This window comes from Oscillospiraceae bacterium, from assembly GCA_022483045.1.
Classification (GTDB): domain Bacteria; phylum Bacillota; class Clostridia; order Oscillospirales; family Acutalibacteraceae; genus Caproicibacterium.
Genome location: JAKVOA010000001.1, coordinates 210,246 through 225,094, shown reverse-complemented (window position 1 = coordinate 225,094; position 14,849 = coordinate 210,246). Strand labels below are relative to the sequence as shown.

Sequence of the window (14,849 nt, the reverse complement as noted above, 5' to 3'; positions counted from 1 at the left end):
CTTTCCTTTTCAATACAGTGTTTTCGGAGTCTTCTCTAGATTTCTAAGATTTCCTTTATCTATATTGTACAAGAATACAGGGAGAAATGTCTATTGACAAGCATTCTCAATTTTCATACAAAGTGTTATGGGTTTCATACGGTTTCATATCAAAAGCGCACTTTAAGCGTTTATCGGTGGGTAGACTCGCGCTCAGCCACCTGAAAACCAAGCTGCAGACTGCGGGTGCCGCTCGTATGTTTTTGCAGCAGCGTCAGCATCATCTGCGCGGCCTCTTCCCCGCTGGTTTTATAAAAAAGATGTGCACTGGTCAGCGGCACCGCTGTGACCTGCGCCATGCGGGAATCCCCAATGCCGGCAACCATCACGTCCTGTGGAATGCGCAGGCCGGTCTTACGGCAGTACTGCATGGCACCGACAGCGATGTTGTCAGTCGCACAGAAAATGCCGTCGGGCCGCTCACGCTCGCAAAGCAGTTCTTTCGCTTTTTCATAGCCGGCATCCATATTGAACGCAGCCGTTTTCATAAAGCGCTCTTGCGCATGCAGGCCGGCCGCTTTCAGCGCCTGCAGATAGCCCTGCAGCCGCTCGTAGCCGGCGGCGTGGTCTTTTGCCGTGACCCCGATATAGCCGGGCCTGCGACAGCCATGGCGCAGCATTAAACTGGTTACGGCCTCTGCCGCACCACGGTCATCGTGATAGACACAGTTGTAGCCCGCATGCCGCTGCCCGACAATGACTACCGGAATGTGCATGTTTTTCAGCACGCTGTCGTGCTCCGGCGTAAAAATACTGGCAAGGAAAATGACCCCCTCAACATGGTGCCGGCGCAGCAGGTCAAGATAGGCAATCTCTTTGCTCGGGTCATTTGCCGTATTCGCCAGCATCAACTGGTAGCCATAGCCGCTCAGGACAGAACTGATACCGTCTGTCACGCGGGCGCAGCTTTCGCTGCTCAGTTTTGGCAGCACCACGCCGATTTGCCGGGTGCGCTGGCGGCGCAGCATTTGCGCCTGCACATTTGGCTCATAGCCAGTCTGCTCCACTACCCGCCTGACTGCTTCACTCTTTTCCGCACTTAAATACCCGCCGTTAAAGTAGCGGCTGACCGCCGCCTTTGAGACGCCCGCCAACTTTGCAATCTCGGTAATATTCATAATTTGCTAAGCTCCCTGTGAAATCGATTTCACTGTCATCAGCCGGCATGGCCTTTTTTGCACAAAATTCCAGTACTTCTGCAAAATATATGAAAAACCATCTGATATATTTTTTATTATATCACATTTATGCCAAAAAGCTTCTTTTCTCTGCACAAAAGCAGCGCCGCAGCGAAAAAAATAAAAAGGATAGAGTAACTGATGCGGCAGTTACTCTATCCCAAAACCAGCGCCGGGCATTTTAACTTTCACAAAGCAGGCTTTCCTGCCAAGACAGCCATACAACTCTGCAGGGGCTAACTGCAAAATTGATCTACAGAAGAAAAGAGGCAAAACATTGAAGACAAAACATTCTGAACTTAAACAACAAAGAAACGGAATTTTTGGCTGTCTTTTACTGTAAACTGCACCAAAAGGTGACATAAAGCCACATTCATTCGTGTTGCACACAACGTGCTTTCACAAAGTTTACAGTGCAGTCCCCGGCGATTTGCCGGCACCAAAAAGCTCTGTACAGAACAGGGGTCTGCATTCAGCAGCTTTTTAAATGCCTTGGTTATAATCGATGAAAAAGAATTTCTAGAACGCTTTCTAGTTTACGCTTTTTGTTTCGTGATTTGCAACACGAAAGCGATAAGTGATAAAAAACGAGTGATAAACGATATAGATTGTTCTATCATTTTACAGCTTTTGTCTTTTTTCCTGAAGCAGCAAGAGCTGTTTTATGAGCAAAAGAAGCCGGTTGCGGAAAAAGGACATTGGCATGAAACACCCGCTTTTTGTCGTCATAGCGGTAGTCCAGCACACCACTGTATTTTTTTACGACCGTCTCAATGCTGCGCATACCCAAACCATGCCCACTGCCCTTTTTGCGCGAAATCAAGCAGCGGCCAAAAAGCAGTGGCGGCCTGTCACAGCTGTTACATACATTCATCGTCTGGAAACAGTTTTTGCGGGCAGAAAACAAAACCGAAACTTTCTTTTCCTGTGAAACACGGCTGGCCTCCATTGCATTATCCAACAAGTTGGTTAAAACTGTGCAGAGATCTGCATCATCCAAAAAAGCGAAGTCAGCACCCGTATTCTGCACGGTAAAAGAAATGTCTTCTTTTTCACACTGTTCCTGCTTATAGCTGCAGATAGCATTTAAAATACTGCCTGTCTGTGCCACAGCCTGTGTAGGAAGCTGATAGCTTTTATCAATAGAGGCAATATAGTTTTTAATTTTTTCTGTATCGCCTTTTTCTGCTAATATTTCGATCGCAGCTAAATGATTTTTGATATCATGGATCAACCTACGCGAATTTTCATTCTGTGACTGTAAAATACCGGTATAGGCATGCTCAATTTTATCTTTCTGCCGCTCCAGCTACAATTTGGTTACCGCATGTATGGTTTTTACCAGATTTTCATAGACCATGAACACCAGAATATTGGAAAACAACAGAAGCAGAGAACCTGCAAGAAGAACATGCTGCAGATATGGGGTCTGAGTCTGCAGCGACAGTGCATAGCCGTAGTACAGCAAAAGCAGAGAACAAGCCGGCAGCATGTACAACCACAGCGACTTTATGGGCAGCCTGCTCTGCTCCTCTTCCCGCACGGCAAAGTGCTTTGCAATCTGGCAAAAAACAAAAAACAGAAGCTTGCTTAAAGCCGAAAGCAGCAGCATACGCGAAGAATCCGTGCCAAAGTCAGGCTTTGCTGCAACAAGATGCATAGAGGAACTGACAATCATACCACTAACGTAAATAAAGACAGATAAGAGCAGGCACTGAAAAAAGGCTATTTTCAGCTTGACCTGATAGCAAAAATGAAGCAACAGAACGTTGACCGCCATAAACAACACAAAATTTAAGACCATTTTGTCCGGGAAAAACAGCGCTCCCTGCAGAGCAGCGCCCGCCGAAAAGGCTGCCAGCGTACCCCATTTGTTCTTTCTGCAGCAAAAAAAAGCATTGAAATAATCGAAAATAACGATTTCTTCAAATAAATACAGAAAAATGGCTGCGGCAGTGTTCATGTATTCTGCCCGCTCTCCATCCACTGAAAAAAGTCATGCCGAAAGGGGTAGTACCTTCTTTGCGAGATGTAAATTTTCATTTGATTTTTGCCGTACTGCAGGGTTACCGCTTCCTTTTCAAACTTGGCAACATAATAGAAATTGATAATATAGCTGCTGTGCGGCTGCGAAAAGAAAGGCTCGTACAGCTGCTTTTTCCAATGTGCCAGGGGATAAGCTGTATAAAAGGTACTGTCCTGCGTAATTAAAACAGATTTTCCTTTTTCGGCGTACACACACACAATATCCCGTACAAAAATGATACGCAGTTTGCCGTCAATCATGCAGGAAAGGCGGTGGTTGTTTTGCAGGGCAACGTCCAGCCCATGGTACAGGCGGTCTTTGTCCACCGGTTTTTTCAGGTACCGAAATGCGTCGAGGTCAAAGGCATCGTCCAAGTAGCAGTCATACGCCGTAATGAAAAACAGAAGCACGTCTGGGTTTTGCTTTTTCAGCCAACGGCCCGCCTGAATTCCGTTCATTTTCTCCATTTCGATATCCAAAAAAGCCAAATGGTAACTTTTAGGCTGTGCTGTCAGCTCTTCTCCGGAATGAAAAACAGAGATTTCCACCTCCAACTGCCGCGACGCAAAGTACTGTGCAATTTCCTGTTTCAGCTGCTCGCAAAAAACGGCGTCATCGTCACATACTGCAATTTTTATCGGTATCGGCATTGTCCTCACTCCTGCTGAATTGTGACATTTACGAAAAAATTTCTTTTTATCATTATACATGTTTCCGCTCTTGTAGAAAAGGCTAAACTGGAAAAAACCGGTTACAAAAGTGTCGTAATTTAGGAATATCTTTCCTTATATGCAGCAAAGACAGCTGCAGAAGCCCCGAAAAAGCTCCTGCAGCTGTCTTTTTATTTTTCAGCGGCAAAAAGGTGCCGCCGGCAGATTTTCTGCGCCGTAAAGCGGCGTCTGTGCAAAATTTTTCCACGCATACCGCACTTGGCAAGGCATGGGCACCTTTGCAGCGGTGAGCAGCAGGGTTTGTCCCTGCACCTGCGCTTGTGCAGCAAAGAAGCGGCCGTCTTCTCCGGCAGTCTCAAATGCACTGCCGCAGGGCCCTTTGAGCTGCAGGAAACCGCCTGTGTGCGCAAAAAAAGCACGCAGAGAATGTCCTTCCGGGCGGCAGCCTGTGCAGACCGGACCATCTGCCTTTACCGGGAAGCCGTACACTTTCTGCAGAGCCTGCAGCGCTAAGCGGCAGCCAACGGGCTCTTTGTTGGTCGGGTGCATGTTGTCGAGCTCCCCGCAGTCCAGTGCAACCGCCATTGCCGTGCCGCACACAAAGCGGCAGACCCACTGCTGCTTTTGCCGCAGAATACACCAGCGGCCATTGTCCAGACCTTTGTCATACTCTTCTTTTGCGGCATACATGGGCAGCTGCACAAACAGGAATGGCAACGCCTCGTCATGCCAATCAGCACGCCACTGGGCAATCAGGTAAAGCATCATCTCGCCGTAATCTTTGCAGTAGTCCTCATCCTGTTCTCCCTGATAATACAGAAAGCCGCGGATTGTGTACGGCATGACGCGCTGCAGCATAGTCTCGTACAGCCCGGCGGGCCGGTACGGTGAAGGCCAGCCGATAGGCGGCGGCCACGGGCATGCCCCGCAGCGCTCACTGAGTGCTGCCCAGGAAATATCCGGGTCTACTGCACGGCATTGTTTGACGCGGTCATTCCAAGCGTCAATTTTTATCTGAAACGCCTGCATGTCCCGCTCAAATTCCTCATCCGTTGTGCTGCCGACCTGCTCCTGAAACACATCGATATACCGCCGGCCCGCTAAGGAGCGCATCAGCTGCTCTTTTGGCATCCAGCAGCTGATAGAGGTGCCACCCCAGTAGCAATCGATAATACCAACTGGCACCTGCAGCTCTTTCTGCAGCTTTTTTGCACAGAAATAGGCAACCGCAGAAACATCTGCACAGGCTTTTTCAGAGCTGACCCGCCAGCAGTTCTTCCGTTCCGACTCCAGCAGTTCTTCATTTTGGTTTGCACATTTTCCTACATTATAAAAGCGCAGCTGGTCATTTTGGCAGGCGGTCAGTTCTGCCCTGCCGCCCTTGCAGTTCTGCAGCTCAAACTCCATGTTGCTCTGCCCGCCCGCAAGCCAGACCTCACCAAACAGTACATCTGTAAAGGTAAAAGTATCTGTGCCGTCGGTTACTGCCATGGTGTACGGCCCACCGGCTGAGTGCGGCGGCAGCTTGACACACCATCTGCTTTCTTTGACAGCAGACTGTGCACGGCAGCCGTCGATTGTAACCGTCACGCGGCTGCCCGCACGGCCGGCACCGAAAATTTCCACTGCTTTTTCACGCTGTAAAACCATGTGACTGGAAAATACAGCCGCACAAAAGAATGCTTCCTTTTTCATAATGCTTTACAGTTCCCCTTCCGCCTTTAAAATGTCCAAATTCTTCGCAATCAGTGCACTGCGCTGCTTTACGCAGTCGGCTGAACGGTCTGCATCGCGCGGGGTTGAGAACACATAATCGGTCAAACGATCAATCGTGGTAGAGGCAACGTGCAGGCGTGTGTCACAGGAAGCGTAATAGATATAAACTTCGCCGTTTTCGCGGGCAATGGCCCCATTGGTAAAGACGACATTGGAAACATCGCCTACGCGCTCATCACCAAACGGGGCAAGCAGATAGCCACCTGGCTCGGCAATCACTTTGGAGGGATCATTGAGGTCCGTCGCAAATGCGTACAGAACATACCGCAGACCTGCCGCTGTGTTGCGCACAGCGTGCGCAATGTGAAGCCAGCCGCGGTCCGTACGGATTGGCACCGCACCGGCGCCGTTCTTTTCTTCGGTAATCCGGTGGAAATGGCGTGCACTGGTGATCTTTTCCTCGTCAATAACCGCATGGCAGATGTCGTCACACAGACCAAAGCCAATGCCGCCGCCAGAACCGGTGTCGATGAAGCTGTCCATGGGGCGAGTATAGAAAGCGTACTTGCCGTTTACAAAATTCGGCAGTAGCAGCACATTGCGCTGCTGAGGAGAATGCAGAGTCTTTAAGTTTTCCAGCCGCTCCCAGTGCTTCAGGTCTTTTGTGCGCGCGATTCCCGCGGCAGCTGTGGCAGCCGAAAGGTCGTTTACACTTTTATCTTTGCTTTCTGAGCAGAAAACGCCGTAAATCCAGCCGTCTTCATGTTTGGTCAAGCGCATGTCGTACACATCGGTCTCATCCGGGCAGGTGTCCGGCAGTTGAACCGGGTAGTCCCAAAAGCGAAAGCCCTGTACCGGATTATCGCTTTCCGCGACCCCAAAGAAAGACTTGCGGTCGGCCCCCTCTATGCGGGCAACCAGATAAAACTTTCCGTTGAGTTCCAGCGCACCAGCATTAAAAACGGTGTTGACGCCAAGGCGCTCCATGAAATAGGGGTTTGTTTCTGTATTCAGGTCGTACTTCCAGTACAGCGGAATATGCTCGCGGGTTAAGACAGGGTATTCCCAGCGGGTAAAAATGCCGTTGTAGCCCTCCTGCGGCACATTAGGGCGGGCAAGCAGACGCTCCTGTTTTTCTTTTTGGCAGTAATACTCAGCATGGAGCATCGATACCCCTCCTTATAATTTCAAAGCACATGCGGCCGTTGTGGTACGGGCACTTCCATGGCTCTACGATTGGTTTGCTGCGGTCCGGCTGTCCGTCATCGTCCACCTGCCAGAACCACTCTGAACCCGCGCGCGGGTCGACCAAGTGGTCGTTGATGTACTGCCAGATATTTGCAGCTGCCTGCAGGTACTCTTTATGTTCGGGGTGCTTTTGATAGGCATTTAAAAAGCCGACTACCGACTCTGCCTGTACCCACCAAACGCGGGTTTTGTCCACTTGCCCCAGTACACATTCATTCCATACAGAATGCTTGTGGTACGCGCTGCGGTAAACCTCTGCGGCCAATGCAGAATCGGCGTCCTGCACCTGCTGGTCCAGGGCATTGTCGTGCAGCAGGCCGCAGCCCCAGTCCAAAAGCCAGGAGGTTTCAATATCGTGGCCATAAGACTGCATGTCGATCAGGCTGTTAAGGTTCTTGTCGAAAAAGACTTCTTGTCTGCGTTTTAGGGGATTGTAAACAGAATTTAAGAAAATCTGTAGAATATGGCGCATGCTTTGGCCGACTTGCGGGTCGTGGGCTGCCTCATACAGGCCGCTGTAGCCCTCAAACACATGCAGCAGGGTATTCATGGTTTTCTCTGCTACTTTGCCCTGTGCCAGCAGTGTCTTGTTGTCCGAAAGCTTTTCGTTGGAAACCGGGCGGAACTGCCGGTCAAATGCCTCTAAATAACCAACCGTATCTGTGCAGTTGTGCTCAATTAAATTGTACAGAGCCTTTGCCGCCGCCAGCGCCTCTTTGTCGCCGGAAGCGCGGTAATAAGCGGAAAACGCATAGATAGCAAATGCCTGGTTATAGGTGTGCTTAGTGCTGTCGAGCACGCTTCCGTCATAATTGACAGACCAGTAAATGCCGCCGTTTTGTTTATCAACGCAATACTGTTTTAAAAATTTGTAAGCATGTGTTGCATCATCCAGCAGGTCAGCCCGGTGCAGAACCATAGACGCTGTAGAGAAGAACCAAAGGATACGGCTGTGCAAAATGCAGCCTTTTTCTGCCTTGAGATTTTTCTTCTGGTCAAAGTCCATCCAGCCGGTGAAACCGCCGTTTTCATTGTCCCGCATGCCCTGCCAAAACGGAATCAGTTTTTGCGTAAGCATCTGTTCCGCATCTTTGACATACATTGTGCTTCCTCCTTTGCGGAAAACTCACCGTCTGCCCACTTCAGTATCGTCCGGGCTGGTTACGCTGTTTTCTTTAATGTATGAAACGACTTCGTCCACGGTCGTAAAGGCCAAAGCCACGTAAGTATCTGCTGCGCCGTAATAAACGGCAATGCGGCCGGTATCTGCATCGCACAAGGTCGCGCAGGGGAATGTGACATTCGGCACAAAGCCGCGCTCTTCGTACCACTCTTCTGGAGTCAGCAGATAATTTGTGCAGCGGTATTTGACACGGGAAGGTTCGTCAATATCCAAAATAGCGCCGCCGATGCTGTAAACATAGCCGTTGCAGGTACTGGTGACGCCGTGATAAAACAGCAGCCAGCCTTCGCTTGTCTCGATTGGGGCGGCACCGCCGCCGATTTTCAGGGATTCCCACCACTCGCTGCTGCGGCCCATGACATGGCGGTGGCGGCCCCAGTACTTTAAGTCAGGGCTTTCGCTCAGGAATACATCGCCAAAAGGCGTGTGTCCGCTGTCGCTCGGACGGGAAAGCATTACGAAATTGCCGCCGATTTTACGCGGAAAGAGAACGGCATTACGGTTGAACGGCAGAAATGGATTTTCCAGCCGGGTAAAAGTTTTGAAGTCTTTGGTCTTGGCCATACCAATCGCTGCACCGTAAAAATCCTGGCACCAGATGGCGTAATAGGTATCGTCCACTTTGACCAAACGCGGGTCGTACGCATAGCGCGGCATAAAGGGCTTGCCATTTTCGTCTGTAAACTGAATCTTCTCTGAGTTAATATCCCAGTGAATGCCGTCTTTGCTGCGGCCAAAGTAGATGAACGGAACGCCGTTTGTCTGCTCGCCGCGGAAAACACCGGCAAAGGCACCGTCCAATGGCACGACCGCGCTGTTGAAAATGCGGGCAACGCCCGGCAGCGGGTTGCGGTGAATCACCGGGTTTTCTGTATAGCGCCACAAAGGGCCGTTTTGCTGTCCGGCGGGTCTTTCCTGCCAGGGCATGTTGGGCAGGCTGCCCGTATAAAGTTTCACATTGCTCATATTATAAATTCCTCCGTTAAGACATTATCCCTTTACAGCACCGGCAGCAAGGCCGCGGTACACCTGCTTCTGGAAAATCAGGAAGATAATCAGAATCGGGATAACAGTAATCAGAACGCCGGCGCAGATGAAGTTGTACTGGGTACCCATTGGGCCGGAGAATGTGTACAGGCAGGTAGACACAACCGGGTAAACGGTCTTGTCCTGCAGGTACAGGTTTGCCATGTAGTATTCGTTGTAGGTACTGACACCTTTCAGAATCAAAACCGTGACGATTGCTGGTTTCAAAAGCGGCAGCAGAATTTTAAAGAATACACCGAAGTACGTGCAGCCGTCCAGAATCGCCGATTCATCCAGCGAAACGGACAGGTTTTCAAAGAACTGCAAGAAGATATAAATGGAGATAACATCGGTACCCATCAGCAGCAGCATGTAGCCGGGCAGGCTGTTGATTAAGCCCAATTTGTACATAATCTGATAAACGGTAACCTGCATGGCAATGCCGGGAACCAGCGATGCAAACAGGAACAGGTTGCGAATAAGGCCATTGCCGCGGAACTTAAAGCGGTTGAGCACAAACGCCAGCATTGAGCTGATGAGAATGCAGCAGACCAGCACGACCGCCAAAATCAGGAAAGAGTTGACAAAGGACAGGCCCATATTTGCCTTTTCCCATGCGCCCTGAAAGTTGGTGAAGTAAAGCCAGCTCTTGGGCAGTGTCATTACATTGGTATTGGCGTATTCATCCGGTGTTTTAAATGCTGTGATAACACAGGAAACGACCGGAATCAGTGCCCAAAACGCCGCGAAAATCAGCGCTGCATACTCTAAGATGCGAATAACGATTTTTCTGCCGCGGCCGGGGTGCTCTGCTTTTTGTTCTGCTTTCTTCTCTGCGGGCGACATCATTGTTTTATCTAAAGCTGCCATTGAAAATTCCCCCTCACTTTGCTGCCTGGGCGGCCTGGCGCTTCTTTTCGGCGCGGCGCTCACGGTAGGTATGTCCGGTTTCGTCTTCATCCAGCATCAGGTGCGAGACCACTTTTTGCAGGACGGTGACCAAAATGATTAGAATCATCAGCACAACCGCCATGGCAGAAGCCAAACCAACTTTCAGGTTGACGTGGGCAATACGGTCCATGACGACAAAGTAAGTACCGGTGCCAAAAGTACCATTGGTAATAACGTAAGGCGGTTCAAAAGCGCTCAAAGAGCCACTGATAGAAAGAATCAGGTTTAAGACAACCATGGTCTTAATGCCAGGCATTGTAATCGACCAGAATTTCTGCCAAGCATTGGCGCCGTCGATCATTGCCGCTTCGTACACATCTTCGTCCACCGACATCATGGCGCCGATGAACATAATCATATTTTGCCCCAAATATCGCCAAACGGAAGTGCCCGCCAGCATAATGTTGTTTATGCGCGTATCTTTTAACCAATACGGCAGGTTCTGCAGCTTAAAGCCGACACTGGTCAGCAGGGTATCCAGCACAAAGCCGTGTGTAAAGAAGAATTTAAAAATGTAGCCCACTGCAATGCCGCAGATGAGGTACGGGAAGAAAAGTGCGCCCTTAAAGAATGCACCGCCTTTCAGCTTGCCGGTAAGCATGGTGGCAAAGAACAGAGCCAGTGCCATCTGAATCACCGCGCCGGCCATGTAAAACAAGCTGAGCTTTAAGGCCGGGAAAATATCAGAGCGGGTAAATACGGAAATGTAGTTCTGCCAGCCGATAAATCTGCGTGTGCCGGTGTATTTCATGTTGAAAAAGCTGAACTGAATCATTTTAGCAAATGGAAGGTAAGTAAAAAGGATCAGCAGGAAAAGCGGAACGATCATAAACAGCACAGTAACCAACCGCTGCTGCCCACGAATACTGCGCAGACTCGTCGTGTGTACAGGCGCCTGTTTTTTACCTGTTTGTTTCATTGGAAATCCTCCTTCTACAAAACAGCGGCCGGCGCACCAGCGCCGGCCGCCTGGCTAAGCCGTTTTTTGTACGGTTTGCTTAACGAGATCTTACTTTACTTCAATATTGTCATTTTTCTGTGCATCAGACCACTTTGTGTTCCAGTCAGAAACAATCTGGTCAAGGGTCTTAGAGCCCTTCTGTGCAGCTTCGACAATATCCTGTACATGCTTGTTGTCGTCTTTCAGGCTAAGTTCGGAGTCTCTGTTGACCTGTGTAAACTCGTCTTCCTTACCCTTTACAGCAGGTGTATCTTCCAGCATGGTTGTCTTTTCGATTTCAGAGAGGATGGACGGCAGCTTATCGGTCTTTACGATCGGGATGCAGCCCTCGTTGTAAGCATAGTTGGATTTTTCGGTAATCCACTTAACGAAGAGCAGGGAAGCGGTCTGGTTGTCTTTGGTAGCGTTCTTGTTGATACCATAGCAGTAATCATTGCCGATAGAGGTGTACTGCTTGCCATTTACAGTAATCGGGAAAGGCATGTAGCCAACGTCATCAGGTGTTTTGCCGCTTGTCTTGCACTGGTTGACTGCCCAAGAGCCCAGGACCATGGTAGCGATCTGACCGTTGTTCAGTTTTGTCTTGCTGCTTTCCCAGTCGGTTGTGGTTGGGTCGCTTTCTGTCAGCTTATCTTTTACAGCTGTGTACAGAATGTTGTAAACCGCATATGGGCCGGTGCCTTCTGTAAAGGAAGCCTTTGCAAATGGATTCTTTGTCTCAGCAAGTTTCTGGTTCATAAAGGTTGCATCGCCAGTGGCGTTGACACCGATGTAGGAATCCCATGCGCCCATGGTCCACTTTGCAGCAAAGTTGGTGTACAGCGGAATGACTTTTCCGCTTGTCTTTGTCTTAATGGTCTGCAGGTCTTTGATGAATTCGTCCGGGGTCTTTGGCATGGTGGTAATGCCGGCTTCCTTAAAGACCTTTTTGTTATAAACAATGCCCTGTGCGTTGCCGACAGAAGCAATGCCGTAGCACTGGCCGTCATAGGATTTATCGGTTACAAAGCGGTATTTTTTGCCAAGCTCGTCTGTAGAGCCATAGGAAATGAAGTGATCGGCAAATTCATTCTTATCGACGGAGCTCGGGATCTTGCAGATATCGCCCCAGTCTTTCGTGCTCAGGCGGGTTGTCACATCGTCGGCGTAGTTGGTAACGCCCTCAAACTTAATGTTCACATTTGGGTAAAGCTTTTTAAACTCAGCAGCATACTGCTTGAGTTTCGTATCGACAATGTCGGTACGGTTGGTCAGGACTTTCAAGTCAGCCTTGATGTCCTTGTTGCTCTCGCCCACTTTCAGGTTTAAGTAGTCGGAGGAACTGCTGCTGGTGCCGGTACCACTGGCGGCTGCAGTGCTGCTGCTAGAAGAACCGCACGCCGTTGCAGAAGCCGCGATCATCGCGCCGGCCAATACAACGCTCAGAACTTTTTGTACACTTTTCATTTTTGCTACCTCCCATTTTTAAGCTAATATGTATGAATTAACTTTAGCTAAATAATATCTCATTTACTTTATTCTGTCACTACATTATATTGGTTTCAATATCATTATATTGGTTCATTTATATATTATTAATGTTTTTTTAATATCTTGTTTGATACATATAGTGAATATTCTAATATGCAATCAATTTATTAAGCAAACGCTATGTATGATTAGCTAAATTATTTCTATTTTTGTTACTTTATCTCTTTTGGCGCCTGTAAAAAAGTATTCGTTTCTTTTTGCGAATTCTATTTATTTTCTACAGAAGTGTTATAATACATAATAGCAATAAAATTTTGCACAAAAAGGGGGGGAATCGAGCATTATGGAAAGTAAAACTGCAGCGCATCACATCCCGCAGAAAGAGCAGACTCTGCATTTTCGGGGCGGCATGCAGGGCACTGTGCCGCACAGCCTGCTGCTCAGCTGCCCCTACCGTATGGCAGCCGCTTTTTACTGCATTGCCGACGAAGCCCGTTTAGAGGAGTGCCGCAGGACCTGGCACCTACCTAAAGAAAGCCTCATCTGCATTCGTGCGGGACAGACCCCCACGCTTTTTGCTTTGAACAAGCCGCTGGCATTCGCTGGGCTTTTAGCCGAAGGGGAAAGCTGCCCTCTGCCGACGTCAGCTGCGCCCTCTGTCTTTGTCCCAAAAAGCAGCAGCACGGTTTTTGCTGATTTTTCCCGCATGCTCTGCCAGCTGCCCTGCCCACAGGAAAGCCAAATACTGCAAGCCCTGCTTGACGCCCTGCAAAGAGAAATGCAGCCCCTTCTGCCGGACGGCATGCTGCCGCCCGCTTCCATTCAGCTGCTGCATCAAATCCTAGAAACCCGCTATGCCGAAAGGCTGACGCTGGATTCTCTTTCAAAGGAGCTGCACTGGAATAAGTATAAACTGGACAAAGACTTTAAAGTTTATTATGGTCTTTCCCCTTTTGAGTACCTTTTATCCGTGCGGGTACAGGAAGCCTGTCATCTGCTGCGCACAACCAACCGCAGTGTGCTGGATATCGGCTTGGCTGTGGGCGTAGAAAATGCCTCTTACTTTATCCGCCTTTTTAAAAGCCGGATGGGTATGTCTCCGCTCGCATACCGGGCACATTTTTCAAGTCAGGAAGAACAAAAGAAATCAGTATAGCGTGCAAAACAAAAAGCGCAGGCAATCGATAAGCCTGCGCTTTCTTTATGGTCATAAAAATCAGAAAACCTAAGCGGGGTCCTGAGGTTCAGCGGAATCCAGTTTTTTGACACTGCCGCGCACAACAATGCGCCCGCTGATAATTTTAATACCGGTGCTGAAATGCTTATGCCGAATCTGATGCAGCAGGCCGTCGACGCAGGCACGCGCCATACCGGACATATCCACGGCATAGGTCGTGATATTGGGCATGGAAATATACGGTACACTGTAATTATCGAAGCCCGCTACTGAAACGTCCTGCGGCACATGCAGGCCGCGATCCTCTAAACGATTAATCAGCTCAAAAGCAGATACATCGCAGTTGCACACATAAGCCGTAGGCAGCTTTTCCGGCAGAGCAAAGCCGATTTGCCCGCTTTGGTCGCGGTCCGAAAGAATCATATCCGGCGTAACCGGAATATTGTGCTCCATCATTGCGCGGCAGTAGCCAAAGTAGCGGTCGCAAATGCTGCTGGTCGCGTTAATATCCCCCAAAAAGTGAATGTTTCGGTGGCCCATGGAAAGCACATAGTTGGTAACAGCATACATCCCGTAATAGCCATCAGAAATGACAGAGTATCCGCCGCCATAGGCATCATAGGAATCCAAGAAAACGGTGGGCACCAGCATCTTTTTCTGCAGCATGGCGCGGTACGCGCGGCTGAGCTGCCCTATTACAATCAGGCCGTCAATTTTGTTGTCCTGCAAAACACGCGGCAAAATCAGGTTGCGCTCAGAGTCCTCTGCCAGCAGCTCTAAAATACCGTAATAATCACTGGTCATTAGGCGATTGACCGCTTTTTCGTACATTTCCCAGTAAAATGAATTTGTGCTGTAGTTGATAAAGCGTGCCGGAACAACGATGCCGATATTTCCGGTACCGCTTTGGCGGCTTTTACGTGAGGCAGGCACCATCTGATAGCCCATCTGCTGGGCGGTCTCTTTGATACGCTCCCGAATTTCGTCGCTGACGCCCTCTTTGTCAGCCAAAGCTTTGGAAACCGTAACGGTGCTTACCCCGACCCGCTTCGCAATATCTACCATGCGAACTGCTTTCGGCATTCTTCTTCCTCCTCCCTTAGTTAGCAGTAATCTATTGACTGCCAGATTATCTATTAGCTAATTTTGTTTACTTTTTCAACTTATTAAGTTTATTGTACCTAGGAGAACTTAAAAAGTCAA

At 49.2% G+C, this 14,849-nt stretch carries 13 protein-coding genes; 1 reads left to right on the top strand and 12 read right to left on the bottom strand.

The window, feature by feature from the left end; genetic code table 11:
- Positions 1 to 170: 170 nt before the first annotated feature.
- The 11 genes from LKE53_01145 to LKE53_01095 all read right to left on the bottom strand — a co-directional run bounded on the left by LKE53_01145 (position 171) and on the right by LKE53_01095 (position 12,445).
- Complete coding sequence (locus tag LKE53_01145) at positions 171 to 1,157, bottom strand: LacI family DNA-binding transcriptional regulator (GenBank protein MCH3971371.1); 987 nt, start codon at positions 1,155 to 1,157, stop codon at positions 171 to 173.
- A 676-nt stretch (positions 1,158 to 1,833) separates the two neighbouring features.
- Entirely contained in the window at positions 1,834 to 2,451 is a 618-nt protein-coding gene (locus LKE53_01140; protein MCH3971370.1) for an ATP-binding protein, read from the bottom strand.
- A 75-nt stretch (positions 2,452 to 2,526) separates the two neighbouring features.
- Positions 2,527 to 3,180, bottom strand: a complete 654-nt coding sequence (locus LKE53_01135) for a hypothetical protein (GenBank protein MCH3971369.1) — start codon at positions 3,178 to 3,180, stop codon at positions 2,527 to 2,529.
- Positions 3,177 to 3,893, bottom strand: coding sequence for a LytTR family DNA-binding domain-containing protein (locus LKE53_01130; protein MCH3971368.1), 717 nt, complete (start codon positions 3,891 to 3,893; stop codon positions 3,177 to 3,179). The genes LKE53_01135 and LKE53_01130 overlap by 4 nt, the downstream gene beginning before the upstream one ends.
- A 198-nt stretch (positions 3,894 to 4,091) precedes the next feature.
- Positions 4,092 to 5,609, bottom strand: coding sequence for a sialate O-acetylesterase (locus LKE53_01125; protein ID MCH3971367.1), 1,518 nt, complete (start codon positions 5,607 to 5,609; stop codon positions 4,092 to 4,094).
- A gap of 6 nt (positions 5,610 to 5,615) precedes the next feature.
- Positions 5,616 to 6,797: a glycosidase gene (locus tag LKE53_01120; protein ID MCH3971366.1), complete on the bottom strand. Its 1,182-nt coding sequence runs from the start codon at positions 6,795 to 6,797 to the stop codon at positions 5,616 to 5,618.
- Positions 6,784 to 7,980 carry an AGE family epimerase/isomerase gene (locus tag LKE53_01115; protein ID MCH3971365.1) on the bottom strand — a complete coding sequence of 399 codons (1,197 nt, stop codon included), beginning with the start codon at positions 7,978 to 7,980 and terminating at the stop codon, positions 6,784 to 6,786. The genes LKE53_01120 and LKE53_01115 overlap by 14 nt, the downstream gene beginning before the upstream one ends.
- 24 nt (positions 7,981 to 8,004) lie before the next feature.
- Positions 8,005 to 9,027, bottom strand: a complete 1,023-nt coding sequence (locus LKE53_01110; GenBank protein ID MCH3971364.1) for a glycoside hydrolase family 130 protein — start codon at positions 9,025 to 9,027, stop codon at positions 8,005 to 8,007.
- A 24-nt stretch (positions 9,028 to 9,051) separates the two neighbouring features.
- A complete protein-coding gene (locus LKE53_01105) occupies positions 9,052 to 9,933 on the bottom strand; it encodes a carbohydrate ABC transporter permease (protein ID MCH3971363.1) in 882 nt (293 codons plus the stop codon).
- 37 nt (positions 9,934 to 9,970) lie between these two features.
- A complete protein-coding gene (locus LKE53_01100) occupies positions 9,971 to 10,957 on the bottom strand; it encodes a sugar ABC transporter permease (protein MCH3971362.1) in 987 nt (328 codons plus the stop codon).
- 90 nt (positions 10,958 to 11,047) lie between these two features.
- Positions 11,048 to 12,445, bottom strand: coding sequence for an extracellular solute-binding protein (locus LKE53_01095; GenBank protein MCH3971361.1), 1,398 nt, complete (start codon positions 12,443 to 12,445; stop codon positions 11,048 to 11,050).
- A gap of 367 nt (positions 12,446 to 12,812) precedes the next feature.
- Between LKE53_01095 and LKE53_01090 the strand changes: the two genes are divergently transcribed.
- Positions 12,813 to 13,625: a helix-turn-helix transcriptional regulator gene (locus tag LKE53_01090; GenBank protein ID MCH3971360.1), complete on the top strand. Its 813-nt coding sequence runs from the start codon at positions 12,813 to 12,815 to the stop codon at positions 13,623 to 13,625.
- Between the two features lie 69 nt (positions 13,626 to 13,694).
- Here LKE53_01090 and LKE53_01085 read toward each other — a convergent pair whose 3' ends face one another.
- Positions 13,695 to 14,729 carry a LacI family DNA-binding transcriptional regulator gene (locus tag LKE53_01085; protein ID MCH3971359.1) on the bottom strand — a complete coding sequence of 345 codons (1,035 nt, stop codon included), beginning with the start codon at positions 14,727 to 14,729 and terminating at the stop codon, positions 13,695 to 13,697.
- Between the last annotated feature and the right edge of the window lie 120 nt (positions 14,730 to 14,849).

Excerpts from the sequence above, each read along its gene's own strand:
- LKE53_01115 (MCH3971365.1), bottom strand. The coding sequence starts at position 7,980 with ATGTATGTCAAAGATGCGGAACAGATGCTTACGCAAAAACTGATTCCG.
- LKE53_01095 (MCH3971361.1), bottom strand. The coding sequence starts at position 12,445 with ATGAAAAGTGTACAAAAAGTTCTGAGCGTTGTATTGGCCGGCGCGATG.
- LKE53_01100 (MCH3971362.1), bottom strand. The coding sequence starts at position 10,957 with ATGAAACAAACAGGTAAAAAACAGGCGCCTGTACACACGACGAGTCTG.
- LKE53_01090 (MCH3971360.1), top strand. The coding sequence starts at position 12,813 with ATGGAAAGTAAAACTGCAGCGCATCACATCCCGCAGAAAGAGCAGACT.
- LKE53_01105 (MCH3971363.1), bottom strand. The coding sequence starts at position 9,933 with ATGTCGCCCGCAGAGAAGAAAGCAGAACAAAAAGCAGAGCACCCCGGC.
- LKE53_01145 (MCH3971371.1), bottom strand. The coding sequence starts at position 1,157 with ATGAATATTACCGAGATTGCAAAGTTGGCGGGCGTCTCAAAGGCGGCG.
- LKE53_01135 (MCH3971369.1), bottom strand. The coding sequence starts at position 3,180 with ATGAACACTGCCGCAGCCATTTTTCTGTATTTATTTGAAGAAATCGTT.
- LKE53_01130 (MCH3971368.1), bottom strand. The coding sequence starts at position 3,893 with ATGCCGATACCGATAAAAATTGCAGTATGTGACGATGACGCCGTTTTT.
- LKE53_01085 (MCH3971359.1), bottom strand. The coding sequence starts at position 14,729 with ATGCCGAAAGCAGTTCGCATGGTAGATATTGCGAAGCGGGTCGGGGTA.
- LKE53_01110 (MCH3971364.1), bottom strand. The coding sequence starts at position 9,027 with ATGAGCAATGTGAAACTTTATACGGGCAGCCTGCCCAACATGCCCTGG.
- LKE53_01125 (MCH3971367.1), bottom strand. The coding sequence starts at position 5,609 with ATGAAAAAGGAAGCATTCTTTTGTGCGGCTGTATTTTCCAGTCACATG.
- LKE53_01120 (MCH3971366.1), bottom strand. The coding sequence starts at position 6,797 with ATGCTCCATGCTGAGTATTACTGCCAAAAAGAAAAACAGGAGCGTCTG.